This window comes from Laspinema palackyanum D2c, assembly GCF_025370875.1.
GTDB lineage: Bacteria > Cyanobacteriota > Cyanobacteriia > Cyanobacteriales > Laspinemataceae > Laspinema > Laspinema palackyanum.
Map to the genome: position 1 here is coordinate 338,132 of NZ_JAMXFD010000002.1, position 25,986 is coordinate 364,117.

The following is a 25,986-nucleotide window of genomic DNA, read 5'->3' on the forward strand; positions in this document are numbered from 1 at the left end:
GCAACGCCCACTCACCCAGTGGGCGTTTTTTTTTGGATTTTCAGCAAAAAACTGACCCGAGGCAGTAAATTCCACCGGGATCAGGAGAGGTTTTCCGTATATTTAAGGCCCCATTTCCGGATTAACCGGGGGCTACTTTACAGAAGCGGGACCCTTACCACGATCGCAATGCGCGCAGTTGAGGCGTCTTCTTCGACTGATGTGCCTGCATCCGCATCAACACATCATCTAAAATCTGCACCGCCTCCAAAATAAACGGCCCTTTATTCAGCATCACGCATTCCGCCCGTTCCGCCATTGCCGCATCGGTAATTTCTGCCCGAGAGGGAATCCCAGTTTTGGCAAGGCTTTCAAGCACTTGGGTTGCCCAAATCACCGGAACTTGTGCCGCTTCACATAACCAGAGAATTTCTTCTTGAATTTCTGCCAACCGTTGAAATCCAAGTTCGACGGCTAAATCTCCTCGGGCAATCATGACGCCAAAAGGTTGTTTACTGGCCCCTTGAACGATTAATTCTGGGAGATTTCTGACTGCTTCTTGGGTTTCGATTTTGGCAACGATCGCCAAAGTGCGGGCTTTTTCGGGCGATCGCCGACTTAACTCCTGTTGCAATTGCCGCATATCTTCGGCAGTTTGCACAAAAGAATAGCCGACAATATCCGCGTGTTTGGCGACAAAATCCAAATCTTGTAAATCTTTATCCGTGAGGGAACTTAAAGGTAAAACTGTCTCGGGAAAATTAATGCCCTTATCGGTTTTAAGTTTTTCTCCTTGAGGACGGGTGTGCGTCACGCGCAGGAGAACACCATCGGGCAGAATAGAGTCAACAATTGCGCCAAGTTTGCCATCATCAATCCAGACAGGCGCACCTTCTTTTAAAGCCGAAATGGCCTCGGGTAAGGTACAGCTAATACTGGACATTTCCTTTTGGGATTTGGGTTTATGAGCAGATAAAACAAAGTGATCGCCCGCAAAGAAGCGCTTTTTTTTATCCGATGCGATTAACTTGCCCGTGCGAATTTTAGGACCGCTTAAATCAAAATAAACTTTGCAAGGATAGCCTGTTTCAGTTTCTGCCTGACGAATGAAATTAACCATTTTTTCCCATTCCACGGGGGTATCATGGGCGCAATTAATCCGCAGACAATTTGCCCCTTGATTGAGTAAATTTCGGACTAATTCATAATTTTCAGCCGCTTCTGTGGGGAGAGTCACCATAATTCGCACCCGGCGCGTGGGGGATGGGGGACCAAAGACAGCCCGGGCGCGATAATTCAGGATGCGATCGCCTCGGAAGAATGCCCGTAAGGGAGGGCGTTTGGGTAAGGTGGCGGGGTCACGATTACAGACAGCACCTAACGTGGCGATCGCTGCATCTAAATTCGGCAAAACCCGCGCCTCACTGCGTCCCAAAGAGGATAATCCCCAGGGAGTTAATGCCATTTGTAAATCCCGTAAATCCTGCCTTCGCAAAGCTAAATAATAAGCAAAATTCAACCCACTAATTAAAAATGACCGTCTTTGAATTCCTGGACGCCATTGTTCAAACAGTTCTCGACCCTCATTCTCAACGGTTTCACGAAGTTTGAGTAAAGCATTCAGAAGGTCTTCAGGGTGGGATAACTCAGGAATAGGGAGTTGTAGCGGTTCAGAAGTTAAGGTTTGCATAATACATCATTCCATAGAATACAGGGTGGATTGTCTTGAAACGTTTCCAACATCCGGCTCAAGATTTTTCTAATGAATGTTTGTCTGGATGAAGATAGTTCTAGCTTACAAGACTTAGGAACTTGGCAACCCAGGGAGCAATAAATCTTAATTTGTAATCCCGAACACAAAGATATATTGCAAAAACTGTAACTGTTTATTTTTCCCTAAACCCAATGGTTTCTCCTCCAAAAAACAATGCTCGTAATCACTATAAATAATAAACCAAACCAAAGAAAATAAGCGGCATTGGTCGCTTTTTCAGCTTTAGAAGCCAGCCACCATTCCCCCGGACGAATATTTTGCACCGAAAAGGTCAAAACCCCGGCTAAGTTCAAAGAAACTAAATTCGTTAAAAATAGTAACATTGCCCCAACAGCCGCTTCCCAACGTCCCGAACCCAGCAACATCCCAAACGTCACTAGAGGGGGCAATAAAGCAACAGAAACCATGACGCCTACCAGTCCACTAATTTTCCCAGAAGTAAAGGAAAGCGCTCCCGCAATTCCTGATGCTAATGCCAACAAAACATCGGACCAACGGACCCGAGTTCTTAAAGCAATTTCAGAAACATCCAGATTAATGGGAATAAAAAATCCAATCCCTAGAGATAAAATTAAGGCCAGAGAAATTCCAAAAGTTCCGATTTGTAATGCTTTTTTAGCCAGGGGTATATCTCCCAAAGTCGTTGCCAGAGATAACCCCATATTCGGACCCAATAAAGGCGCAATCACCATCGCCCCAATAATGATAGTCGAATCATCTCGCAGTAAGCCGATCGCGGCAATAATTGCCGAAATCAACAGCATGACAATATGCTGGAGATTCAACTCTAAATCCCCGTCAATTTTTTGCTGAAGTTCTTGCCGATTCAGCCGCGAACTTTGCGGATCTAACTCCACCTCGGGCAAAGGATTTTTATCGAATTCCTTGGTTGATGCAGATTTAGATTCGGAAGGATGAGTTAAATAGGCACTAACGGGCAGCAGAATAATCCGAAAATCCTCTAAGTAGGAGAAATGAGAAGATAGGGTATCGATCGCCTCCTCAGCTTGTTGAGAAGACAAAATAATTTTAACTAAACTCTTCTCTTCAGAAAGCGGACTCTGCCAAATCCCCATCACCGACTGGCCTTGTAGCAATTCTTCTACTTTCTCAGCACTCTCTTTGGGTAAAAATAGTTCAATTTGTCTTAAACTCATTTAAGCAGTAATTTAATCCAGATGATTGGGTCAGAATTTCACTTAAACTTAGCATAAATAGCCACCCCGTGACCTGACCCTATAGGTAGAGATAAATCTCCTAACTCTCGTTACTAGGCTCTGCCTAGTAATGCTTAATTGGAGGCTCTGCCTCCTAGAGCCTCCAATTAAGCATTAAATAATACAAATAATTCCCTTTGATTTGAAGCGCGTACACTGCTTAATTCTTTCAAAATAACGGCTGCAATTTACCCGGGAATTCGCCCCAACACCAGCCCTGTAAATGTAGTCCAGTTTTTGTATCTTTTTACAACTCAGGTGAAGCGAGTTTACTAAATAAATCCCCTGTTCAAACTGTTTTGCTTCGAGTTCCAACCAACCCCGCAACGAATAAAAATAAGCGATTTATTCCGCCTCCTTTTCCCAAACTATAATCTGACACTGACACTCGCACCAACCATTCCTCGTGACGTGGTTTGCGCCACGTCACGGATACCCCACCCTAACCCGGACCAAGACACAGGGGAGGGGACCGGAGATGGAGTTAAAGAGGGCAACTCCGGGCAACCCTCCATCAATCTCCCTCTCGGGATAGATGGCAACCTTTCCCCCTCTCTACCCCTGTGGTACAGTGTCAACCCCCTTCCCTCCCTGGATTTCTTCGTGCTAATCTGTGAAGAATCGCTAAACTAGATTAAGAAGTCAACACCCCCAAGGGGCAATTCTGTAGCCCTCTAACCGATATGGTTCATATCACGCGCCTGGAACTGAGCAACTTTAAATCCTTTGGAGGCACGACGAGCATTCCTGTCTTGCCAGGGTTTACCGTGGTTTCAGGTCCTAACGGTTCGGGGAAATCCAATATTCTTGATGCCCTTCTCTTCTGTCTGGGTATCTCGACTTCTAAAGGAATGCGGGCGGAACGGTTGCCCGATTTGGTGAACCACAATCAATCCCGCAGTCGTGGCACCGTTGAAGCAAGTGTGACGGTGACGTTTGATTTGGGGGATGCGGTGGGACTGATTTATGCCACCGATGCACCGGCAACTGCTTCCAATGATGAATCCCCGGTGGAGAGTGAACAGAGTTTAGAAGCGGAAGAATCGGAGTCAGTCGCCCCCGAACCCCACTCCGAAAATGGTAATGGGGCCACCCCATCGGACCCCTCTACAGCCGAAACCCTTGCGGCGACTGCCGATCGCGAATGGAGTATCACCAGGCGGTTGCGCGTTACTAAAGGCGGCACCTACACCTCCACCTATTACATGAATGGGGAATCCTGCACCCTCACCCAATTGCACGAACAAATTAACCGCCTGCGGATTTACCCCGAAGGCTATAACGTGGTGCTCCAAGGGGACGTTACCGCCATTATCTCCATGAATGGCAAGGAACGCCGGGAAATTATTGATGAACTGGCAGGGGTGGCAGCCTTTGACCGGAAAATCGTGCAAGCTAAAACGAAATTAGATGAAGTTAAGGAACGGGAAGACCGTTGCCGCATCGTTGAAAATGAGCTAAAAGCCCAGATTGAGCGCCTTTCCAAAGACCGGGCTAAGGCTGAACAATATAAAAAACTGCGCGCTGAGTTGCATGAAAAGGAAAAACTGGCGGCAGTGTTGGAATGGCGACAGTTGAAGCAACAAGAGTGGAAACTGCGGGAGCAAATTGAAGGGGGCGATCGCCAAGTGACCCAACTCGGTGACCAAATTACCAGCATTAGCGGCGAAATCCAACAAGCCAGCACCCGCCTGGAAGAACTCAACAATCGCGTGAAAGCCCTCGGAGAAGAGGAACTGATATCTCTGCAATCCACCCTTGCCACCCAAGACGCGGAACATCGGCAACTGCAAAACCGCAAAGCGGAACAATCAGCCAACCGTCAAGAAACCCTCGCCCAGATTGCACAAACTGAGCAAACTGTCAAGGAATTGCAACAAGCCTTGCTCAAATTGGCGGAGGACCGGGAATTAGAAAAAAATATGATTGTTTCGGTGCAGGAAAACCGGGATGGTACTCAAACCCTGCTGAACCAAAAAAGGGAACAGGCAAGTGCGATCGCCTCCGCTTCTGAGGAGTGGGTGCAGCAACAAACCAGTCTCCACCGCCAAATCGAAACCCTGCAAAAAAGTCTCGACCCCCAGCGCACCGAACAAGCCCGCTTAACCGAACGCCGGGGACAACTTGAACAGAAAATTGCCGAACAACAAGACTCCCTGGAAACCTCCCGTCAGGACTTGATGAATCAGCAATTTGCCCGCACGGATATCGAACAACGGCATCAGTTAGCGGTGCAACAAGTGCAATCCTTGGCGCAAACGGTTTCTGCCTTGGAACAAGACTTGCAAGTGCAGCAGGAAACCCAAAAACGACTGTTGGAAGAACAACGGGACAAACAACGGCGTTTGGACAAGTTGGAAGCCCAAAATCAAGCCCAGCAGGAAGCCAGCGGAACTGGGGCGAGTAAGGTGATTTTACAGACGGGGTTGCCGGGAGTCTGTGGCTTGGTGGCGCAATTGGGACGAGTGGAACCTACCTATCAATTAGCCTTGGAAACGGCTGCCGGTGGACGATTGGGCTATCTGGTGGTGGAGGATGATGGGGTAGCCGCAGCGGCGATCGAACTGTTGAAGCAAAAACGAGCAGGACGGGCGACGTTTTTACCTTTAAATAAAATTAAACCCGGACGATTTTCGCCGATTGAAGCCTTGCGAAATGCCCCAGGGTTTGTGGATTATGCGGTGAATTTGATTGAATGCGATCGCCCTTATCTACAGATTTTTGCTTATATTTTTGGCAATACTGTCGTTTTTGAAAGCATCAATTTAGCCCGTCCTTATTTAGGACAAGCGCGGATTGTCACCTTGGATGGGGATTTATTAGAAAGCACTGGGGCCATGACGGGGGGAAGTGCACCCCATCGGTCCTCGTTGCGGTTTGGGACTGGAGGAAATACAGAGTCTGGGGAAGTGACGGCCCTGCAAAATCGACTACAGGAAATTGAGACAATTTTAGAACGCTGTAACAGCGCAGTCGCCACCGCTACGGAAACGGTGAAACAGCGATCGGCGCAATTGGTGGAAGCCAAGCAGCAACAGCGGGAATTGCAGCTTAAATCGGAACAGTTAGAGAAAGAGATTAATAATTTAACCGGGGCGATCGCCCAGTTAGAGCAACAATTAACTAAAAACTCCCAAGAGTTAGAAACGGCAACCTCCCAACTAGAAACCCTCGCTGCTGACTTACCGGATCAAGAAGTGCAGCTAGAACGGTGGCGGTTAGAACTCTCCAGCATGGAAGAATCTGGAACCAATAGCGAATGGCAACAAATCCAGTCCCAAGTCCGGGAACTGGAGAGTCAGCTACAGGAATGGGAACAGTCCCTCAGTTCAGCGCAATTGCGGCAACAGGATTTAGGCAGTCAGTCTCAGCGCTTAGAGGAGAAAATTCAAGAGGGACAACAGCAGTTAACCCAACTCCGGCAACAGGAAATTGCCGGAACTGAGACAATTGCTAAGTTGCAAAGTCAACTCACCAGTTTGGGTCAGGAAATGGCTCAAACTCAGACCGCTTTGGCGGAAATTGAGTCCAAACTGGGGGAAGAAAAAACTGCCCGGGACCAAGCTGAAGCCCAGTTGCGCGAATTACATTTAAAACGGCAACAACTGGAATGGCAACTGCAAAAACTCCACGAAACCCAACAGGGACGCCGGGAACAACTGGTGAATATGCAGCAAGAATTGCAACAACGGGAAGCGGAATTACCCGACCCGCAACCGCCGGTTACCGAGGCGATGGAGAACCGTTTGGCGACGATATTGCAGGAATTGCAGAAAGAAGTGCGATCGCTGCAAAAACGGATTGAAGCAATGGAACCCGTGAATATGTTGGCCTTGGAGGAGTACGATCGCACCCAAGCCCGATTAGAGGAACTCAGCCAAAAACTCGCCACCTTAGAAGGGGAACGCACGGAAATTCTGTTGCGGATTGAAAACTTTACCACCCTGAGACTCCGTGCCTTTAAAGAAGCCTTCGATGCCGTCAATGAGAACTTTCAAATCATCTTTGCCGAACTTTCCGACGGCGACGGCTATCTGCAACTCGACGACCCGGAGGACCCCTTTAGTAGTGGTTTGAGCCTTGTTGCTCACCCCAAAGGAAAACCCGTGCAGCGATTAGCCTCCATGTCCGGGGGGGAAAAATCCCTCACCGCCCTCAGCTTTATCTTCTCCCTGCAACGGTATCGTCCATCACCGTTTTATGCCTTTGATGAAGTGGATATGTTCTTAGATGGGGCAAATGTGGAACGATTGGCTAAAATAATAAAACAGCAAGCTGACGTGGCTCAGTTTATCGTCGTCAGTCACAAAACTCCTATGCTCAAACTGGCCGAGCGGGTAATTGGCGTAACCCAAGCCCGGGGAGCCTATACCCAAGTCATTGGGCTACAAATTGAGCAAAAGACTTCGGCTGTATGATTTTATGGATAGTAATATTAAAGAGAATTCGCTATTAGGATTCAACTAAGAATGACATCTGATACCATCCGTCTCCGCTCCGACTTGTTAAATACTCAAGTGATCACCCGCGACACCGGCAAGCGCCTGGGGGTCGTCAAAGAACTGTTGGTAGACATTGACCGCCGACAGGTCGTAGCCTTGGGTCTGCGAGATAATCTCCTCTCAGTCGCCGGAATGCCCCGATTCATGTTTCTGCGGAGCATTGAACAGATTGGCGATGTGATCTTGGTTGAAGATGAAGACGTCATCGAAGATATTGACGTAGATGCCTACAGCCGGGTAATCAACAGCGAAGTGATTACGGAAACCGGCGAACTGTTGGGACGCGCCAGAGGGTTCAAGTTTGACCTCGCCACCGGGGAATTAGTCTCTCTGGTGATTGCTTCTTTGGGACTGCCGCAAATTCCCGACCAAGTGATTAGTACCTACGAGCTTCCCGTTGAGGAAATTGTCAGCAGTGGACCCAATCGCCTGATTGTGTTTGAAGGCGCTGAAGAACGACTCTCCCAGTTGACTGTGGGATTCTTAGAGCGTCTCGGCATTGGCGAACCCCCTTGGGCCCGAGAAGAAGAAGCCCTGATTATGCCCACAGCGCGTCCGGAAAATCAACTGCCGACGGGGATGGGAGTTCCTGCGCCAGAACCCCTGCGCGCACCCTCGCGGGTGGTGGAAGAGGTGTGGGATGAGGATGAATCGTGGCAGCAGCCTGTTGTGGAACCGTTACGCCAGAGTCAGACTGCACCAATTTATTACGAAGATGATGTAGAAGAAGACAACTGGAGCGAAGCCTCATCTCGCGATACCTACGATATGGACTACAACGATCGCTATGAAGAGGTCTACGAGGAGCCAGGTTATAGCACGGCTCCGGCGTATGAAGAACCGGAATATGCTGAGGATTATGAATACAGTGATGTAGAATCCGACGCCTGGGCTGAAGAAGATGATAAGTCCTACAACCCCCCTCGGATTAATATCCCTGAGAAAACCAAAGTGCAGGAATACGAGGAAGAACCGGGGGGTTATTAATAACCCCCACCCCTCTCGTGTCATGGCTCTGCCATGACATGGGCCTTCTGCGGCTCTGCCGCCTGGTAGGGATTAGGAGGCAGAGCCTCCATAAGTGCGTGACTCGGCTGAAGCCCAGTCACGAGGATAATTGCAGTCACGAGGATAATTGTAGGGGCCTGCGCATTGCGCCCCTACAAATACACCTTGAGAGGGGGAGGAATTAGTACCTGGAGACCCGAGCAAGCTACAATACGGACGTGGGCGAGTTGAGCCAGTGCGAACCCCTCTTTGAAATGGGGTAAACTCCTTAGCATTCAGGCGATCGCGCCGCATTATTGTAAAACCCTCACCATTGCCATCATGCCGATTCTAAATGACATGACTATTGCCTTGCTGTTGTATGTGATTTTAGGTGGGACTTACCTATTGGTTGTCCCCTTAGCCCTCTACTTTTGGCTACAAAAGCGGTGGTATGTCGCCAGTTCTTTTGAACGGGCTTTTCTGTATTTCTTAGTGTTTTTCTTTTTCCCGGGAATGTTAGTTCTTGCTCCCTTTTTGAATTTTCGACCCAAGCGACGAGAAATTAACGTTTAAAACAGGAATGAAGAAATTCGGAAATCAACAGCTAGTGAGGCATTGATTCCCAATTTCTTCGTCCTCGAATTATTCATAAAATTTAGATAAAATTAACGCAATTATGCGAAGAATTGATGTATTAGGAATTGGCTTGGGTGTTTTCCTGGCTGGAGGTTTAGCCTATCTGGGATTCCAGAGTGCCGGGTTTGATAGTGTTACTGCTGGAATTTGGAGTCAAGTTTTATTAGTCGGGGGGTTAGTGGGTTGGTTACTCACCTATTTATTCCGCGCTGTGAATGGAGATATGACCTTTCATCAGCAGGTGGAAGATTATAAAACTGCCGTTCTGCAAAAGCGTTTAGAAGAATTGACGCCGGAAGAATTGGCTAAAATTCAAGCAGAAATTGACGCGGAGAATGAGGCGGAGAAACTGAAGGCGCAAGATTAGGGGAAATGAGAAGAAACGACTGAAGTCGTTACTACGAACTTAAGAAACGACTGAAGTCGTTATTACGAACGGGGGAAGTTTCTTCGTTTGTAGTAACGACTTCAGTCGTTATCCGGGTGGACCCCCTAAAGTTAGCACCCGACAGGATTTGATAAACTAACGCTCCTGGCAGATGATACGCTAGTTAATCTATCCAAGCTAGGTAAGTTATAAAATGACATCGGTTTCCCAGTGCTTTGCGTCCCTGCGCGATCGCCAGCAGTGTGCTTTGATCCCGTTTATCACCGCAGGGGATCCAGATTTGCCGACCACCGCTAAAGCCTTGCAACTGTTAGATAGCAAGGGTGCGGATTTGATTGAATTAGGGGTTCCTTACTCAGACCCCCTGGCTGATGGACCCGTGATTCAAGCAGCAGCAACTCGTGCACTGCAACGGGGTACGCGCTTGGAAGCTGTCTTAGAAACCGTCAAGGCAGTAACGCCTACTTTGCAGTCGCCCATCATTTTGTTCACCTACTACAACCCGATTCTCAAACAGGGGGTGGACAACTTCCTCAAAAATGCTGCCGATGCAGGAGTCCGGGGTTTAGTGGTCCCGGATTTGCCCTTAGAAGAGTCAGAGGACATCCTCAAAAAAGCCGATGAACGGGGGATTGAGGTGGTGTTATTAGTCGCCCCCACGAGCCCAAAAGCCCGCATTGAGGCGATCGCCCGTCAGTCCAGAGGATTTATTTACCTCGTCAGCGTTACCGGCGTTACCGGAATGCGGTCCCAAGTCCAGTCCCGCGTCGAAGATATTCTCACCGAAATGCGCCAAATTACCGATAAACCCATTGGCGTCGGATTTGGCATCTCCTCCCCAGAAATGGCGCGCCAAGTCAAAGACTGGGGTGCAGATGCTGCAATTGTCGGAAGTGCCTTTGTCAAACGATTAGCCGAAGGCACCCCAGAAGAAGGATTAGCAGCAATTGGAGAGTTCTGCGAAAGTCTCAAAAAGGCGATAAGCTAAAAAATCCCCCCCCAAACAACTCCCTCCGGTCCCCTCCCCTTAGCAAGGGGAGGCGTCAGGTGGGGTCCTCTTCTCCCCTCAACCAACCCCCATGACAGACCTCAAAAAATCAACAATTCTTGATTTTTTGGGTTCTTTATGGAGTCGCTACAACCGGCGGGGGATTAATCCCCCGCCTAACAGAATCAAGTCGGTTTCAACCCACTGCTCGTCTTATTGAGGTAAAGTTTTTAGCCCGGTTTTAACCGACTGCTCATCTTATCAGGTAAAGTTTTTAGTCGGTTTTTAACCGACTTGATTCTGTTAGGCCGCCAATCGTTTAAACCCCCGCCGGAGTGGAGAATAATGCAAGATCTCAAATTTCACTAACTTTTACCAAATCCACTCCCTGAACCCTCACCCCCAACCGGAGAATTAGGCTACAGTGGGAGAAAATAGGCTACCCCAACCTCGGGATCTGCTTATTGCTAAGATGTAATCCACGGGCTGCGGTTGCCAGCCTCCAACATTGTGCGCCATCTGGGGATGAGTTGTATCGCTATCGAATGGGGAAACCAGCTATGCGTCAAGTATTAAAGCGGCTGATTGTGGGGTTGAACTTATTAGTCCTCGGTGGGAGCGTCGGCACGATCGCCAGCCGATCTATCCTGTTCGATAACAATTTCGGAAAACAGCCCGTAGCCATGCCGGTGATGCTACCGGACACTACTACTCCAGTCAATACCGAGGCAGATTCAGACCTCGAAACCAATCCCGCTTTCAGGGAACAGCCCATTGACCGCAATTTTATCGCGTCGGCGGCGGCAAAAGTGGGTCCGGCAGTGGTGCGAATTGATGCCATTCGGTCCGGAAAAACGGTTGAGGAGAATGACCCAAACAATCCCTTTTTTCGGAAATTTTTTGGGGAAGAAATGCCACCCCCGAGACAACGAGGGAACCACGGCACGGGCTCTGGGTTTATTTTGAGTGATGAGGGTCAAATTATCACCAATGCTCATGTGGTCGAAGGGACTCGCGTGGTGAAAGTGACCCTGAATGATGGTCGCATCTTTGAGGGGAAAGTTATGGGAATTGATTCCCTCACTGATTTAGCTGTGGTCAAAATTGAAGGGACTGGGTTGCCGAAGGTGAAGTTAGGGAATTCCCAAAATTTGGTGCCTGGACAATGGGCGATCGCGATCGGCAGTCCCCTGGGATTGGATAATAGCGTCACCGTGGGGATTATCAGCGCCACCGGGCGATCGAGTTCTCAAGTGGGAATTTCTGATAAGCGGGTCCGCTTTATTCAAACCGATGCGGCGATTAATCCGGGGAATTCCGGGGGACCGTTACTCGACGATCGCGGGGAAGTGATTGGGGTGAATACCGCAATTCGCGCGGATGCTCAAGGATTAGGGTTTGCCATCCCCATCGAAACTGCCAAACGAATTGCCAATGAATTATTTACAAACGGTCAAGTCTCTCACCCATTTTTGGGCATTCAAATGGTAGAACTGACTCCCCAAGTCCGGGACAAATTAGAGGAACGTCTGGAAGGGGTGAAGATTCTCGCCGAAACTGGGGTCGTGATTATGGCGGTGTTACCTGATACTCCAGCGCAGAAAGCCCAGTTGCAAAAAGGGGATGTGATTCAAAAAATTAACGGGGTGGCGATCGCCACGGCAAGCGAAGTGCAAGAATTGGTAGAAGCCACCCAAGTTGGGGGACTACTGCAAGTGGAAGTCAACCGAGAAGGGGCCACCGCCACCATTGCTGTGCGTCCTGGGGCGTTTCCCCTCGATCGCCAGAACTAAAGGGCGATCGGGATCAACGTCCCCAGGTTGAATCCGTAGTCTAACGAGCTCCATTTTTCCCTGAACCGCCACCAGCGGAGTCATTCCCCAGGGGACTAACTTGGGATAACCGTTCCTCCAAATGCATCCGTTGTTCCATCTTGTGCAGGAAATAACCCGTCATCATGGCGGATGCCAACAAACCAGACAAATTCTCTCGGTTCGTCGTAATCTGAACCTCAAAGTTCTCCGACGGCAGGACACCCACCAGTCCCTGAACGTTCTGAGAGATTATTTCCTTAATTTCCGGGCTGACTGACTTGGCAACCCGTGCTAAAACTTCTGGAGGTTGATGCTGTAAGTATTTCAGCAACTGATTTGCTTCGATATCTTCATCGTGGGAATTCAGAAAGTCAGGTTGATAAACCATGAGGATCCTAAGTAGCTCAAGTGCTTATTTTCTACTTTAAACCATAGTGCTAGGCAGATGCTCCCTTCCCAGTTGGGATTCCAAACCCGCTCTGAGGGAGCATTATCACATAAATAATAGGCTGTCAACTTCTTAAGAGGTAAAAATTTTCCCCCTCCTTAATTCTCCCCCTCAAAACACTGCCGATTCATAAAATCCGGTAAATTTAGGATTGACAGTTGACTTAGACAGAAAAATCGTGCATAATAGCTATGCTTTGGCGAAATGCTTAATCTGACCGGCTCACACAGCCGCATCCGATTAAACCCTAGCCGAATTCCTCGGGGGCGTGGCGGAATGGTAGACGCTACGGACTTAGAAAACTGAGCCTTATTGGAGAAATCCTTTAAGTGACCGCTCTCAAATTCAGGGAAACCTAACTCTGGCAACAGACAAGGCAATCCTGAGCCAAGCCGAAATTTCGGAAGGTGCAGAGACTCGACGGGAGCTACCCTAACGTAAAGCCGAGGGTAAAGGGAGAGTCCAATTCTCAAAACCAGTATTCTGGCAGCAGCGAAAGTTGCGGGAGAATGAAAATCCGTTGGCTGGAGACAGCCGTGTGGGTTCAAGTCCCACCGCCCCCATACTATCTAAAATTAACTAAAGTCGTTGCTACCCCGTTCGTAGTAACGACTTCAGTCGTTCTCTTTCTTTGTTCGTAGTAACGCCTTCAGGCGTTCTCTTTCTTTGTTCGTAGTAACCGAAATCTTGCATCCTTCTCAAAACCGGCGGGGGTTTAAACCCCCGCCGGTTGTTGCAACGGGTGCAATATTTCAGTTAAAACCGACTGAAAACACGATCCCATAAGACTTATAGTCGGTTTCAACCGACTTGAGCTGTTAGGCGGGGGTTAAAACCCCCGCCGGTTGTTGCAACGGGTGCAATATTTCAGTTAAAACCGACTGAAAACACGATCCCATAAGACTTATAGTCGGTTTCAACCGACTTGAGCTGTTAGGCCGCCAATCGTTTTAACCCCCGCCGGTTGTTGCAGTTACCAGGGTCAAACTCATCCCGATCGCCCACAGCAGTTCAAACCCAGTCGGTATGTAGCGTCCCTCTCTCCACTACGATAGAAGCATTACCTTCAAAACAATATAATATCTATGTGGACTCGCATCAAATCCATCCTTTCTAAACTGCTGCTTCTCCTTTCCCTGGTAGCATTCCTGATTTTAGGAGAAAGTCACTTAAGAGCACAACCCGCTTGGGCGGACATCCGCCAAATCGAGGAAGCGCCCGGTCAACTTCTGTATCAATCGCAACATAGTTTACGAGACCAGGCCGGGTATTCTTGGCAAGTTGTACTCTTTAAACAAGTTAAAGAGGCAACCGTGACTGGAGTCAATCTCAGATTAGTAGGATTTCCCGGAGTGGCGGACTTTTCCCATCCCAAACCGCTGGAGATTAAAATAGAGACAGGGGAAATTTTCAGGGCAGAAGATGAGTTTGCGGACCAGTCTCCCGCCCCAAATGTGGGGCAGTACGATTTTAAATCCGTGCTGTTAAAACTGCCAATGAATCAGCGAACCGTACTCCTTTTACCGATCGCAGACAATCGAACGGTTTCATTGCAGATCCCACCTTCTATCATCCTCGAATGGCAAACCCTCGCCCAAAATTAAACCTTGAACTGAGGCGATCGCAATTCGAGGGGACTTGGCAAGACCCGTTCTCAATAGGTACTTCCCCTATCGTCTTTCCACTCTTCAGTTTTGGAGTGCTTTGTTAACCGAAATGAACGCAACTCAAACTTTTTCCTCCGTCTATGGACCCGTCTCCTCTTGGCGGTATGGCCGATCGCTGGGGATTGACCCCATTGGCAGTATTTCGACTTGTTCCTTTAATTGTGTTTACTGCCAACTCGGAGAAATTGAGCAGAAAACTGGCGATCGGGCCATTTATATTCCAACCCAACAAATCCTTGATGAACTAGAAGCATTTGCACCTTGGAATGTGGATGTAATTACCCTCAGTGGCAGTGGAGAACCCACCTTAGCTTTGAATTTAAGGGAAATTTTGCAGGGAATCGCTGACTGCACCCATCGTCCCACATTAGTGCTCACCAATGGGACAACATTGGGAGATCCAGAAGTTCGGAACGCCTTGGCGACTGCGGACCGGGTTTCCCTTAAACTCGATGCGGTATCAGAACGCCGATTTCAAGGGGTAAATCGCCCCATTAATGGGATTAATTTGGCAGATATTTGGGCAGGAATTCAGCAGTTTTGTCAAGATTATCCCGGAGAAATTGGCATTCAAACTATGCTGTTGTCCCCGTGGGATGCTCAGACGAAAGCGGAATATATTTCCCGGATGCGATCGCTGGGGGTGGATGAAATTCAACTGAATACTCCCACCCGTCCCAAACCCGTAAACCGCCAATTAGATGGACGGGGAAATCATCACCCCCAGGAATCTCGACCCTATCCGGTGCAGATGTTGCCCTGTCTCCATCCCGAGGTTTTACAAAACTTGGCCCGGGAGATTGCTGAGGCGACGGGAATTGCGGTGCGATCTGCTCCGGCGTAATCATGAAGTAGCAGTTCATGTTTTCCCTTGAACTCATTGCCTTCAAGGGAAACTGAATTGACTCAATTTCCCAGTTGTAGACAATTCAATGATACCCTAAACTCAATCATCCATTGATATCACTGAATTTATGAGCCTGATTCCAGGGTATTCCCAAATCCAGGAAATTCAATCCGGCCTGAGAACGGTCATTTACCGCGCCTATAATAAACGGACGCAACAACCCGTTATTATTAAAATCCTCAAAGCAGAATTTCCGCAAGCTCAAGATATTGCCCGATTTCAGCATGAATATGAAATGATGAGTGGCCTGAATATTTCAGGTATTGTCCAACCTTACAGCTTAGAAAAATATCAAAATGGTCTAGCCTTAGTTGTAGAGGATTTTGGGGGTCATTCCCTCAAAATCTATCGGGAAAAGCAGGAGATTGACCTCACCGAATTTTTAAAAATTGGGATTCAACTCGCGGCGACTTTAGCACAACTCCATCACCACCAGATTGTGCATAAAGATATTAAACCCCATAATATTATTATCAATCCGGAGACTGGGGAGGTGAAGATTGCCGATTTTAGTATTGCGGTTTCTGGGGCGAAAGAAACTCAAGGGATGATTTCTGTCGATGCGATTGAAGGGACTCTAGCTTATATGTCCCCAGAACAAACGGGGAGAATGAATCGGGCGATCGACTATCGCACGGATTTATATTCCTTAGGCATTACCTTTTATGAATTGCTGACGGGAGAGCTACCGTTTCAAGCGAAAAACCCGTTAGAATGGGTTCATCAACATATTGCTAAAAAGCCCATTTCTCCGGATGTTCGTAACCCGGAGATTCCTGCGGTTCTCGCGGAAATTGTGATGAAATTAATTGCAAAAACTCCCGAGGACCGCTATCAAAGTGCCTGGGGGGTGAAGGTTGATTTAGAAATTTGCCTGCACCAATTGCAAACCCAAGGCAGTATTCAGTCCTTTGGAATTGCCCTTCAGGATCCCACGGGGAAAATTGCCAGTCCCCGCAAAATTTACGGGCGCGATCGCGAAATTGCCCTTCTCCAGTCTACCTTCACTCGCATCAGTCAAGGTCCTCGGGAAACCCTCTTAATTGCCGGACATTCGGGCATTGGTAAATCCGCTTTAGTGCGAGAACTTCAGCCTTGGATCCGACAACATAACGGCTATTTTATCTCGGGTAAGTTCGATCGCTATAAACAAAATATTCCCTACCGGGCGCTAGTGAGTGCCTTTCGAGAATTAATTCGCCAACAGTTAACAGAACCCCAAGACATCCTGGAAGAGTTTACTGAAACCCTTCATAAAGCGTTAGGAACCAATGGCAAAATCATTGCTGATGTGATTCCGGAAATTGAACTGGTACTGGGTGAACAACCGGATGTTTCCGACCTATCTCCCACGGAATCTCAAGCGCGATTTAATCGAACTTTTAAAGCCTTTGTAGAAGTTTTTACTCAAGCGAAACATCCCCTAGTTTTATTTTTAGATGATTTGCAATGGGCGGATTCCGCTTCATTAAAATTAATTCAGATTCTGATGACTGAACCCGAGAGCAAATATCTACTCCTAGTGGGGACTTATCGCTCTAATGAAGTGGATGCTACTCATGGATTAATTTCGACCCTCAATCAAATGCAAAACAATGGGGCTGTGGTGAATGCTATCCCGTTGAGAGGATTGGAACTTGAGGATATCCAGGAACTCCTCAGCGATACTCTGAGCTTGGGGGGCGATCGCATTGCACCGCTGGCTCAATTTATTTACAATAAAACCGATGGAAATCCTTTCTTTTCTATTCAATTACTCCAGTCCTTAGCCCAGGATAATTTATTAACCTTTGATTTTGAACAGGGCGAGTGGCAGTGGGAGATTAATCGCCTCCAAGGGACCGAAATTACCGATGATGTCATCGAACTCACCCTCACCCAAATTCAGAAGCTACCAGAACCGACCCAAGCGCTTTTAAACTTAGCCGCCTGTATTGGCAATCGCTTCGATTTAAACCTCCTCACCTGGGTTAGTGAAGGACAAACATCGGACACGATTCATCAATTAAATCCCGCCCTCCACGAAGGGTTAATTGTTCCCGCTAGTGAACCCGAAATCATTCCTGAAATTGTCCAAGATGTAGAGAATTTGGCCTTACTCGATGGGCAAGCGGTAGAAACTTCCTACAAATTTATTCACGATCGCGTCCAACAAGCGGCTTATTCCCTGATTCCTGAAGCACAAAAGAAAATTGTTCATTTAAAAATTGGACGGGTGCTTTTACAAAATGTCCCGGGGGTGGACTTAGAAAACAAAATGTTCGATCTCGTTGAACATCTCAACGTGGGTTATGAACTCATGGGCGATCGTCAGGAACTCTGCAACTTAGCCCAACTCAATCTAGCCACAGGTCAAAAAGCAAAAGCCGCAACCGCTTATGAACAAGCTCTGAGATATTTGAATTTTGGCCTACAACGCCTGGGCGAACGCGGTTGGCAAGAAGACTATGAACTCACCTTAAACTTTTTCATTGCTGCTATAGAAACTGAATATTTGCAAGGGCATTTTAATCGAGCCGATGAACTTTATGATGCGGCTTTTGCAAATGCAAAAAATTTATTAGATAAAGTAAAACTCTATGAATTAAGTATTCAAATTAATATTGCTAAAAATCAGCCCAAATTAGCCTTAATAACTGGACTCGAAGTTTTAAGGCTGCTGGGAGTACCCCTACCCACTCAAGATAAAGCGATTCGCTCCTATGCTAATCAACTCTTCCAAGAACTCCCCCAAGATAGTCATCAAATTGAAGCCTTAGCCAACTTACCCGTAATGACTGATCCGCATAAAATCGCGGCCATGAGGGTACTGATGACCATGACCCCGGCGGCTCATCTGATCAGTCCGGCATTATTACCCTCCGTTGTTTTTACGATGGTGAAACTCTCAATTGAATGGGGCAACTCCCCCCTCGCCACTTATGCTTATGGCATTTATGCGATGTTGTTATGCGGGATGCATTTAAAAATTGAGGCCGCCCATCAATTTGGGCAATTATCTCTGCGGGTTCTCAATCAATTTAATGCTCCCGAATTAAAAGCCAAAGTCAATGTACTTTACAATGTTTTTGTTAAAAAATACAAATTTCCGACCATTTTATCGCTTCAGCCCCTAGAGGATAATATTCAAATAGGTCTGGATACGGGAGATATAGAATATGGTTTCTATAGCGCCCTTCATCAGGTCAATTTTATGTTTTTTATTGGGGAGTCCTTAGAGCTAATCAACCAGAAACAACAGCAGTATCTGGAGAAAATGCAGAAGCTTCAACTGGAATTTCATCTCTCTTATATTCAAATTTGGCGACAAATGGTCCTCAATTTGCAGGGAGAATCACCGCAACCCTGTGAGTTAGTGGGGACCAGCTTCAATGAAAGAGAAACCCTGGGGTTGTGGATTGAGCAAAATCAAATGATGTTACTGTTTGGGGCATTTTTTTGTAAAACATTTTTATGTTATTTATTCCAGGACTATTCCCTAGCGGTTAAATCGGGACAATTAGCAGAAAAGTATGGAAAACAAGGGGCGGCTTTACCCTATTGGTCGGAACATAATTTTTATTATTCTTTGTCCCTGTTGGCGAATTGCGATCGCCTTGATAAACGGGCCCGACAAACCACACTCCGGAAAGTCACCGAACACCAAAAACAGATGCAACTCTGGGCCAAATTTTCCCCTACAAATTTTCGCCATAAATATGACTTAGTAGAGGCGGAAAAAGCACGGGTGAAAGGGCAAACCCTGCTGGCAATGGAATATTATGACCGAGCCATTCAAGGGGCTAAAAAATATCGATATCTCCAGGAAGAAGCCATCGCCTACGAACGCGCCGCCCTCTTTTATTCTCACCTCGGGCGCGATGAAATCGCCCAAACCTATTTGAAAAAAGCCCATTATAGTTATGGACGTTGGGGTGCAACGGCTAAACTCAAAGCCCTAGAAGCAAAATATCCAATGGGGATGTTGCAAGCGACTCCCCTGGATGAATGTGCTAATTTCGGACAGATTACCAGTACCTCCACTACGACCAGTACCAGTGCTCATAATCGCGGCTTAGATTTAGCCAGCGCCCTCAAAGCATCCCAGGCGATCGCCTCAGAAATCGTTTTGTCCAAGCTCATTGAAACCTTGATGACTATTCTCCTGGAAAATGCCGGGGCTCAAACCGCTTTCCTCATCTTAAAACACCAGGGCAAACTCGGATTAAAAGCCACAGCTTCTGTAGAGACTCCCGAAGTCATCCTCCACGACTATACGCCACTCACCCAGGATTTAATCCTCCCATTATCTGCCATTAATTATGTAATCCGCACCAAACAAAGCCTCGTTTTAAATGATGCCCGCTATGAACTCACCTTTAGCACTGACCCCTATATTCTTAAAAATCAGCCTAAATCTATTTTATGTACTCCCATCCTCGATCGCGGACAACCGATCGGGCTACTTTATTTAGAAAATAATAGTGCCAAAAGCGCCTTTACCCCCGAACGCTTAGAATTTCTAACCGTCCTCTCTTCCCAACTGGCGATTTCCCTAGAAAATTCCCTGCTTTATGCCAATTTAACCGCCGCCAGCGAAGAATTAAAACGCGCCAATGAGCAACTAGAAGAAGCCAACCAAAACCTAGAACTAAGAGTCCAAGCGCGTACCCAACAACTCAAAGATAAAAATCAGCGCTTAAAACACGCAATGCAGGAACTCAAACAAACCCAGACTCAACTGATTCAAACTGAAAAAATGTCGAGTCTCGGCCAAATGATTGCGGGAATTGCTCACGAAATTAACAATCCCGTTAATTTTGTATATGGAAACATTACCCATGTCGCGGAATATATCCAAGATTTACTCCACTTAATCGAACTGTATCAAGAACACGCACCGGAAACCCCCGAAGATATTCAAGAAGAAATCGAGGCGATCGAACTTGATTTTATTTTGAGCGATTTGCCTAAACTGCTCTCTTCCATGAAAATTGGGGCTGAACGGATTCGCTCCATTGTCCTCTCCTTGCGGAATTTTTCGCGCCTGGATGAAAGCGAAATGAAACAAGTCGATATTCACGAAGGAATTGAGAGTACCCTGCTCATTTTGCAGCATCGCCTCAAAGGAAATCCGGGACATTGCACCATTGAAATCATCAGAAACTATGGGGAACTCCCCCAAGTCGAATGTTTTCCGGGACAGCTTAATCAAGTGTTGATGAATCTATTAGCTAATGCGGTTGATGCCTTAGAATGCTATCGAAAAGAGGATGCAGAGGGTGGATTATCTGAATTCCAGAGAAACTCTGAACCCAGTTCTCGCCGGTCCCCAACCATTCAGATTGATACGACAAAAATCAGTCCGAATTCGGTCTCAATTCGGATTACCGATAATGGACCGGGTATTCCCAAAGCGGTCCAAAAACGCTTGTTTGACCCCTTTTTCACCACGAAACCCGTGGGGAGTGGTACGGGGTTAGGGTTAGCCATTTGCTATCAAATTATTGTAGAAAAACATGGCGGTCAAATTCGCTGTAGTTCTGAACCCCCCGATGGCGCAGAATTTATCGTGGAAATTCCGATCAAGCAACTCTTAGATCGTCGTGTAGAGTCGTGATAGATTAGGGAACTCCAAACAATAAAATCCCCAAAACGTTCGTAATGACTCCTTGAGGAGTCATCTGAGGGATTTGCATCAACAAAGTTCTGCATTAGAAGTTTGGTAGAATGGGAAAACCCTCTCTTCTTAAGGGGGGTTGGGGGGTTCTCTTCTAAAAGATTGTGAAGAGGTTATTGTTTGGAGTTCCCTTAAAGAAACCCCTGAAGGGGTTACTACAAACCCTTCGTAGTGACTCCTTGATGGAGTCATTTTGATGATTTATGTTTTGCCATCCCCTTAAGGGTCGGAACTGGAGTGGTGGGACAAAGAAAGATCAACCCGGTTTCTGGTCCCCTTTTAATGGGGGTTAATAATGGGGTCTCTCATCGGAATATCCTTCATCAGCAGGAGAGAGGTCCTCTGGTAACTGCGCGATTTCTTCAATTCTTTGCAACTTCACTGTGTTGTAAGTCTTGACTAAATCTCGCAGGGTCCCATATTCCGTCGTCATGCCAAAGGTGGCGGGACTCACCGGGTCCTTATAGGTAAAGTGGCGATAAGTCAGACAGAATCGGTCCCAAGATGACATCTGAATCCGAAAAATTTTGATAAATAGATCGACGAGAAACCCAGTGAGGGGAATGCGGAAGATAATATTTTTATTCAGGGTGGCGCAGATTTCTTCTATCGCGCGGTCAACGGTGACTGCTGGATTTCCTAGTACAAAAGGTCCGGCAGGTTCGGGTGGATTGTCTACCAGATGAACTACGACTTTGGCAATATCGCGAGCATGGATGAAGTGAAAACTGCCTTCGGCTTTAAAGAAGCGAATCAGATTAATATGTTTAAGGATTTCTGGCATTCCCGCTGCAACGTGGGAGTAGGGTTTTTCTTCATCTCCCCCAAAGACGAGGGTGGGATATAAGGTGGTAATGCGTGAGGCGATCGGCAAGCGAGTGAAGCGGCGCAAACAGTCAAATTTAGACCGGATGTACTCGGTTCCCATTTGTCCGGATTCTTTCAGTAACTCGTTATTTCTATCTAGAATACTGGCGGTGGAAAAATAGAGAACCTGTTCACAAACCTCGGGGTTTAAAAGCTCTAACAGTCGCAGGGTTTTGTGAACATTAACATCAAAAACTTCCTGTGCCCCTCCCCAGGCAGTGGCGACTAAAATCGCCGTATCCATTGTTTTGAGAAGATCGGCATACTTATCAATCTGGCGCATATCCGCTTGGACGATGGAAATACCCGGTCGAGCTTCTAAATCAAGTCGGAGTTTCTCCGGGTTTCTGACTAACAGAAATAGTTCATGGTCAGTTTCTTGAATGAGAGCCTCGGTCAGGTAGTGACCAATACAGCCACTCGCGCCGGTGATGAAAATACGCTTTTTGGGTCTATAGTAATTTGAATACACGGGAGATATTGCGGCTAGGGTGGTGTGGGAGCGTCAGATTGTCGAACGTAGATTTTAGATTTTAGAGTTTAGACCGTTTTTTGTCAAAAAGGGGAGTCCCTAGAGGGGGTTTGACCCCACCTCGTTGGAGAAAGGGGCCGCCAGGAGGGGGTAATGCCTGAGCGATCGCCTCCATTCCATCCCTCCAGAGTCGGTGCAAGATTCAACTGATCGCACCAGAACCCCGGTTGTTCTTTACCTTGACGCTACCGGGGTCCTGGAGGCGATCGCCGTAAGGGTGACTAGCTATGAACTGCTAGTAATTTATCCGCCTGCTTTGCCGTTTCAAAGAAGAACGCCACATTTTCCTCGGGGGTGCCTTGTAAAACACCATGACCCAGATTCAAGATATGACCTTGATTTCCCGCTTTGCGAATCGTATCTAGGATGCGATCGCGGATGAAATCCTGGGACCCAAATAAGGCACAGGGGTCAATATTCCCTTGCACACCCATCTTGGCACCCAGTCGCTTGCGCGCCTCAGCCATATCTACGGTCCAATCTACGCTCACGATATCGACGCCCGACATCGCCATCCGTTCCAGAATGCCCGAACTGCCATTAATGTACAGAATCATCGGGGTTTCCGGGTGTGCTGCCTTCACCTGATCCACCACCCGTTTTTGATAAGGCATGGCAAAGGTTTCGTAATCTTGGGGACTCAGTTGCCCCGCCCAGGAGTCAAACATTTGGATCACCTGAGCACCGCAATCGATTTGATAGCAGGCATAACGGGCGATCGCATCGGCAATTTTTGCCAAAAACGAATGCAACATCGCCGGTTCTCTAAAGGCCATGCCCTTAATCACGGTATAGTCTTTAGAAGACTTACCCTCGATCGCATAAGCCGCCAGAGTCCAGGGCGCACCCACAAACCCCAACACCGTGGATGCCGTCCCCACTTCCTTGCGTAACGTCTCCAGAATCGGACGAATAAACGGCATCGTCTCCTCGGGTTCCAGGGGATACAGCTTATCAATCTGTTCCTGAGTCCGAATCGGGGGGTCAATAATCGGTCCCCGACTTTCGATAATATCGAAAGGAATGCCAATTCCCGGCAGGGGAGTCAGGATATCCGAGAACAGAATCACCCCATCCGGTTGAAACGCCCGCCAGGGTTGCAGAGAGATTTCGATCGCAATCTCCGGATTTTCCGAACGTTCCCGAAACGAGGGGTATTTATCGCGCAGATCTCGATAAACCTTCATATAGCGCCCCGCTTGGCGCATCATCCAAACCGGGGGACGATCTAATTTTTCCCCACGCGCTGCTCTTAGTAGATAAGGAACTGGGCTAGAACCAGCCATTTAAACTTCACCTTAAATTTTACTTAAATGCCATTGTTCAGCTTACCATTCTGCGTCAATTATTTTTGTTTTTTTGCAGGGACTTCCAGAAAGGGGCTTTTTGAAGCGGGGCGATTTCATATATCACTATTTATGACTTTTGAACGTAAAATTAATATTTTGTAACATTTTGGTATCTAAATTAGGGCGTCCAATAGATTTGAGGCACCTGCGCCGACAGTTGGGCCACAGGTGTAGAAGAGAGAGAAGACAATCAATGTTCTTTAGCCCTTACATGGAAGCAAGGATATTTATAAATAGTCCCGGAAATTTAAGGGTTAAATTTTATCCGATGAACACAGGTTCTAACCTTGCCAAGAAAGTGGGAGGAATTCTTAAAATCAGTAGAAACATTGTGGGCTTTTATAAATAGCAAACGCCACAGGGTTACTTTTTAATTTTATCTCTTGACAAGCGTCTTAAAGGAGTGTATAATAATAAAATAACCCCTTAAATTACGACTCCTATCAAAATGCCTCGAAAACTTTTAGGAATTCATCTAATTTGTAGAGACGGTCTGAATGTTCAAGAATTAGGAAGAGGTCGATTTTAAAGTGGGTATTGGAAAAAAATATCTGAACAATCTGCCAATAGCGCCGAATATTTAGCCCTTCATAACCAGAAAAGCCTTCCTTCTTATAAACAAGGAATCATTGAAAGTTACGAACGCTTGAATGACGATGAAAATCGCATTATTTTCTATGTAAAAGCAACCCCTGACCCGCGAGAATGGGTTGGTCGGGCAACGGGCGAAAAAGGGTATTCTTGGTCAGAAGACTAAAAATTTTTCGGGCTAAAGAATTTCATTTGCAATAATCGAGATTCTTTAGCCCGATCGCAACCTCCGGCGATCGCAGATTAGCTGTAGAAACTGGGTTTCTTGTCCCTGCGATCGCCTACTTTACCGATGCGCTACACTCCAGTTAGGCCAAAATCTTGGGCACTGAGGTGGGTGACACCTTGGAGGATGGCAAGCATTTTCCCGCCACTGCTGATGGTGGTGACTCCCCCTTGGGACTGGATGGAGAGTTGACCCCAGGTTAGATGACGGGCTAAAGTGAGTTGATCAATGCCGGATTCAAAATCGGCGATCGCCTTCGTTCCTTGTCCATTCCCAAGTATAAAGCGATCGCTGCCGCTACCTCCGATTAGGGTGTCATCTCCATCCCCACCACAGAGGATATCATCACCCTGATCGCCACTCAGGAGATCGTTACCGCTACCTCCGGTTAGAAAATCATTCCCCTTTCCACCGTGGAGGGTGTCGTCTCCGTCTCCGCCACCGATGATATCATCACCCTGGTTGCCGTTGATGAAGTCATCTCCCGATCCACCACTGATGTAGTCGCCTCCCTCTTGATCCGCCAGGGAAGGGTCTGATGGACCTCCGTAGATGGTATCATTGCCTGCATCGCCGATGAGGGTATCACTCCCTCGATCGCCATAAATTAGATCGTCATCTGCGCCTCCCCAGGCGATATCATTACCCTGTCCACCGTAGAGGGTATCATCCCCTTCATTGCCGCTGAGGTAGTCATCCCCTTCATTGCCATAGAGGATATCTCCAGCATCGCTTGATAATGCCGATTCAGTCCAGCTACCGCCAAAGATGGTATCATTGCCTTTGTTTCCGTAGAGGATATCACTGCCGCGATCGCCCCAGATTAAATCCTCATCTTTGCCACCATATACACTATCATCCCCTTCACCAGCAAAGATAGTATCCTTCCCTTGGTTGCCGTGGAGTTCGTCAATGCCTGTGCCACCTTCTAGGCGATCGGCATCTCCCGGGGTATTTTCCTGTTTGCTTCCTATCCCCCCGCGTATCGTATCATTGCCATCCCCTCCGTACAGATGATCATCCCCCTCTTCGCCATACAATTGATCATCCCCACCGCTACCAAACACCCCCTCATTCCCATAACCCCCGATTAGCAGATCCCCATCCTCCCTGCCAATCACCATCGTCTCCGTTCGGTTATCCCCCCCCACTGTCAAGAATTTGGGTGACTCAGGAAGATTCATCTCCCCGCAAGGGTTCCCGTCTTCGCCAATTGCGCCAGTTTCCCAAGGCAGCGATCCATCACTTTCACCTCCCCCAACCATGACAGGTGGAATTGTCCCTGAATTATTTCCTGGGGGAATTGTCCCTGAATTATTTCCTGGGGGAATTGTCCCTGAATTATTTCCTGGGGGAATTGTCCCTGAATTATTTTCGGGTGGAATTGTCCCTGAATTATTTCCGGGTGGAATTGTCCCTGAATTATTTTCGGGTGGAATTGTCCCTGAATTA

16 protein-coding genes are annotated in these 25,986 nt (G+C 47.4%); 10 read left to right on the forward strand and 6 right to left on the reverse strand.

Going from position 1 to position 25,986, the window contains the following annotated elements; genetic code table 11:
• Positions 1-154 precede the first annotated feature (154 nt).
• Positions 155-1,669, reverse strand: a complete 1,515-nt coding sequence (locus NG795_RS04175) for a pyruvate kinase (RefSeq protein WP_367287410.1) — start codon at positions 1,667-1,669, stop codon at positions 155-157.
• 206 nt (positions 1,670-1,875) lie between these two features.
• Positions 1,876-2,910 (reverse strand): TIGR00341 family protein, encoded by a 1,035-nt coding sequence (locus NG795_RS04180; RefSeq protein ID WP_367287411.1) that lies wholly within the window; start codon positions 2,908-2,910, stop codon positions 1,876-1,878.
• 743 nt (positions 2,911-3,653) lie between these two features.
• Between NG795_RS04180 and smc the strand changes: the two genes are divergently transcribed.
• The 6 genes from smc (at position 3,654) to NG795_RS04210 (ending at position 12,267) form a co-directional block, all read left to right on the forward strand.
• Positions 3,654-7,388, forward strand: coding sequence for a chromosome segregation protein SMC (gene smc / locus NG795_RS04185; RefSeq protein ID WP_367287412.1), 3,735 nt, complete (start codon positions 3,654-3,656; stop codon positions 7,386-7,388).
• A 51-nt stretch (positions 7,389-7,439) separates the two neighbouring features.
• The gene (locus tag NG795_RS04190) at positions 7,440-8,459 is read left to right on the forward strand and encodes a PRC-barrel domain-containing protein (protein WP_367287413.1); all 1,020 of its coding nucleotides are present in this window, start codon (positions 7,440-7,442) and stop codon (positions 8,457-8,459) included.
• A 360-nt stretch (positions 8,460-8,819) separates the two neighbouring features.
• Positions 8,820-9,035 carry an NAD(P)H-quinone oxidoreductase subunit L gene (gene ndhL / locus NG795_RS04195; protein ID WP_367287593.1) on the forward strand — a complete coding sequence of 72 codons (216 nt, stop codon included), beginning with the start codon at positions 8,820-8,822 and terminating at the stop codon, positions 9,033-9,035.
• A gap of 103 nt (positions 9,036-9,138) precedes the next feature.
• Positions 9,139-9,465 carry a DUF3007 family protein gene (locus NG795_RS04200; RefSeq protein WP_367287414.1) on the forward strand — a complete coding sequence of 109 codons (327 nt, stop codon included), beginning with the start codon at positions 9,139-9,141 and terminating at the stop codon, positions 9,463-9,465.
• Between the two features lie 214 nt (positions 9,466-9,679).
• Positions 9,680-10,474 carry a tryptophan synthase subunit alpha gene (trpA, locus tag NG795_RS04205; RefSeq protein ID WP_367287415.1) on the forward strand — a complete coding sequence of 265 codons (795 nt, stop codon included), beginning with the start codon at positions 9,680-9,682 and terminating at the stop codon, positions 10,472-10,474.
• A gap of 560 nt (positions 10,475-11,034) precedes the next feature.
• Complete coding sequence (locus NG795_RS04210) at positions 11,035-12,267, forward strand: HhoA/HhoB/HtrA family serine endopeptidase (RefSeq protein WP_367287416.1); 1,233 nt, start codon at positions 11,035-11,037, stop codon at positions 12,265-12,267.
• A gap of 40 nt (positions 12,268-12,307) precedes the next feature.
• On the opposite strand, the gene NG795_RS04215 is transcribed toward NG795_RS04210, so the two are convergent.
• On the reverse strand, positions 12,308-12,676 hold the full coding sequence (locus tag NG795_RS04215) for a DUF760 domain-containing protein (protein ID WP_367287417.1): 369 nt from the start codon (positions 12,674-12,676) through the stop codon (positions 12,308-12,310).
• A gap of 1,145 nt (positions 12,677-13,821) precedes the next feature.
• Between NG795_RS04215 and NG795_RS04220 the strand changes: the two genes are divergently transcribed.
• From NG795_RS04220 to NG795_RS04230, 3 genes are all read left to right on the forward strand, one after another.
• Positions 13,822-14,340: a DUF3122 domain-containing protein gene (locus NG795_RS04220; RefSeq protein ID WP_367287418.1), complete on the forward strand. Its 519-nt coding sequence runs from the start codon at positions 13,822-13,824 to the stop codon at positions 14,338-14,340.
• 112 nt (positions 14,341-14,452) lie between these two features.
• Entirely contained in the window at positions 14,453-15,247 is a 795-nt protein-coding gene (locus NG795_RS04225) for a radical SAM protein (RefSeq protein ID WP_367287419.1), read from the forward strand.
• Positions 15,248-15,377: 130 nt separating this feature from the next.
• The gene (locus tag NG795_RS04230) at positions 15,378-20,909 is read left to right on the forward strand and encodes a trifunctional serine/threonine-protein kinase/ATP-binding protein/sensor histidine kinase (RefSeq protein WP_367287420.1); all 5,532 of its coding nucleotides are present in this window, start codon (positions 15,378-15,380) and stop codon (positions 20,907-20,909) included.
• Between the two features lie 349 nt (positions 20,910-21,258).
• Here the strand turns inward: NG795_RS04230 and NG795_RS04235 are convergent, their stop codons facing one another.
• The 3 genes from NG795_RS04235 to NG795_RS04245 all read right to left on the reverse strand — a co-directional run bounded on the left by NG795_RS04235 (position 21,259) and on the right by NG795_RS04245 (position 25,799).
• Positions 21,259-22,308, reverse strand: a complete 1,050-nt coding sequence (locus NG795_RS04235; protein WP_367287421.1) for an NAD-dependent epimerase/dehydratase family protein — start codon at positions 22,306-22,308, stop codon at positions 21,259-21,261.
• A 281-nt stretch (positions 22,309-22,589) separates the two neighbouring features.
• The gene (gene hemE, locus NG795_RS04240; RefSeq protein WP_367287422.1) at positions 22,590-23,654 is read right to left on the reverse strand and encodes a uroporphyrinogen decarboxylase; all 1,065 of its coding nucleotides are present in this window, start codon (positions 23,652-23,654) and stop codon (positions 22,590-22,592) included.
• Positions 23,655-24,605: 951 nt separating this feature from the next.
• A complete protein-coding gene (locus NG795_RS04245; protein ID WP_367287423.1) occupies positions 24,606-25,799 on the reverse strand; it encodes a calcium-binding protein in 1,194 nt (397 codons plus the stop codon).
• Between NG795_RS04245 and NG795_RS04250 the strand changes: the two genes are divergently transcribed.
• On the forward strand, positions 25,798-25,986 hold a 189-nt coding region (locus NG795_RS04250), incomplete at its 3' end, for a hypothetical protein (RefSeq protein WP_367287424.1). The genes NG795_RS04245 and NG795_RS04250 overlap by 2 nt on opposite strands.

Excerpts from the sequence above, each read along its gene's own strand:
- NG795_RS04175 (WP_367287410.1), bottom strand. The coding sequence starts at position 1,669 with ATGCAAACCTTAACTTCTGAACCGCTACAACTCCCTATTCCTGAGTTA.
- NG795_RS04180 (WP_367287411.1), bottom strand. The coding sequence starts at position 2,910 with ATGAGTTTAAGACAAATTGAACTATTTTTACCCAAAGAGAGTGCTGAG.
- smc (WP_367287412.1), top strand. The coding sequence starts at position 3,654 with ATGGTTCATATCACGCGCCTGGAACTGAGCAACTTTAAATCCTTTGGA.
- NG795_RS04190 (WP_367287413.1), top strand. The coding sequence starts at position 7,440 with ATGACATCTGATACCATCCGTCTCCGCTCCGACTTGTTAAATACTCAA.
- ndhL (WP_367287593.1), top strand. The coding sequence starts at position 8,820 with ATGACTATTGCCTTGCTGTTGTATGTGATTTTAGGTGGGACTTACCTA.
- NG795_RS04200 (WP_367287414.1), top strand. The coding sequence starts at position 9,139 with ATGCGAAGAATTGATGTATTAGGAATTGGCTTGGGTGTTTTCCTGGCT.
- trpA (WP_367287415.1), top strand. The coding sequence starts at position 9,680 with ATGACATCGGTTTCCCAGTGCTTTGCGTCCCTGCGCGATCGCCAGCAG.
- NG795_RS04210 (WP_367287416.1), top strand. The coding sequence starts at position 11,035 with ATGCGTCAAGTATTAAAGCGGCTGATTGTGGGGTTGAACTTATTAGTC.
- NG795_RS04215 (WP_367287417.1), bottom strand. The coding sequence starts at position 12,676 with ATGGTTTATCAACCTGACTTTCTGAATTCCCACGATGAAGATATCGAA.
- NG795_RS04220 (WP_367287418.1), top strand. The coding sequence starts at position 13,822 with ATGTGGACTCGCATCAAATCCATCCTTTCTAAACTGCTGCTTCTCCTT.
- NG795_RS04225 (WP_367287419.1), top strand. The coding sequence starts at position 14,453 with ATGAACGCAACTCAAACTTTTTCCTCCGTCTATGGACCCGTCTCCTCT.
- NG795_RS04230 (WP_367287420.1), top strand. The coding sequence starts at position 15,378 with ATGAGCCTGATTCCAGGGTATTCCCAAATCCAGGAAATTCAATCCGGC.
- hemE (WP_367287422.1), bottom strand. The coding sequence starts at position 23,654 with ATGGCTGGTTCTAGCCCAGTTCCTTATCTACTAAGAGCAGCGCGTGGG.
- NG795_RS04245 (WP_367287423.1), bottom strand. The coding sequence starts at position 25,799 with ATGGTTGGGGGAGGTGAAAGTGATGGATCGCTGCCTTGGGAAACTGGC.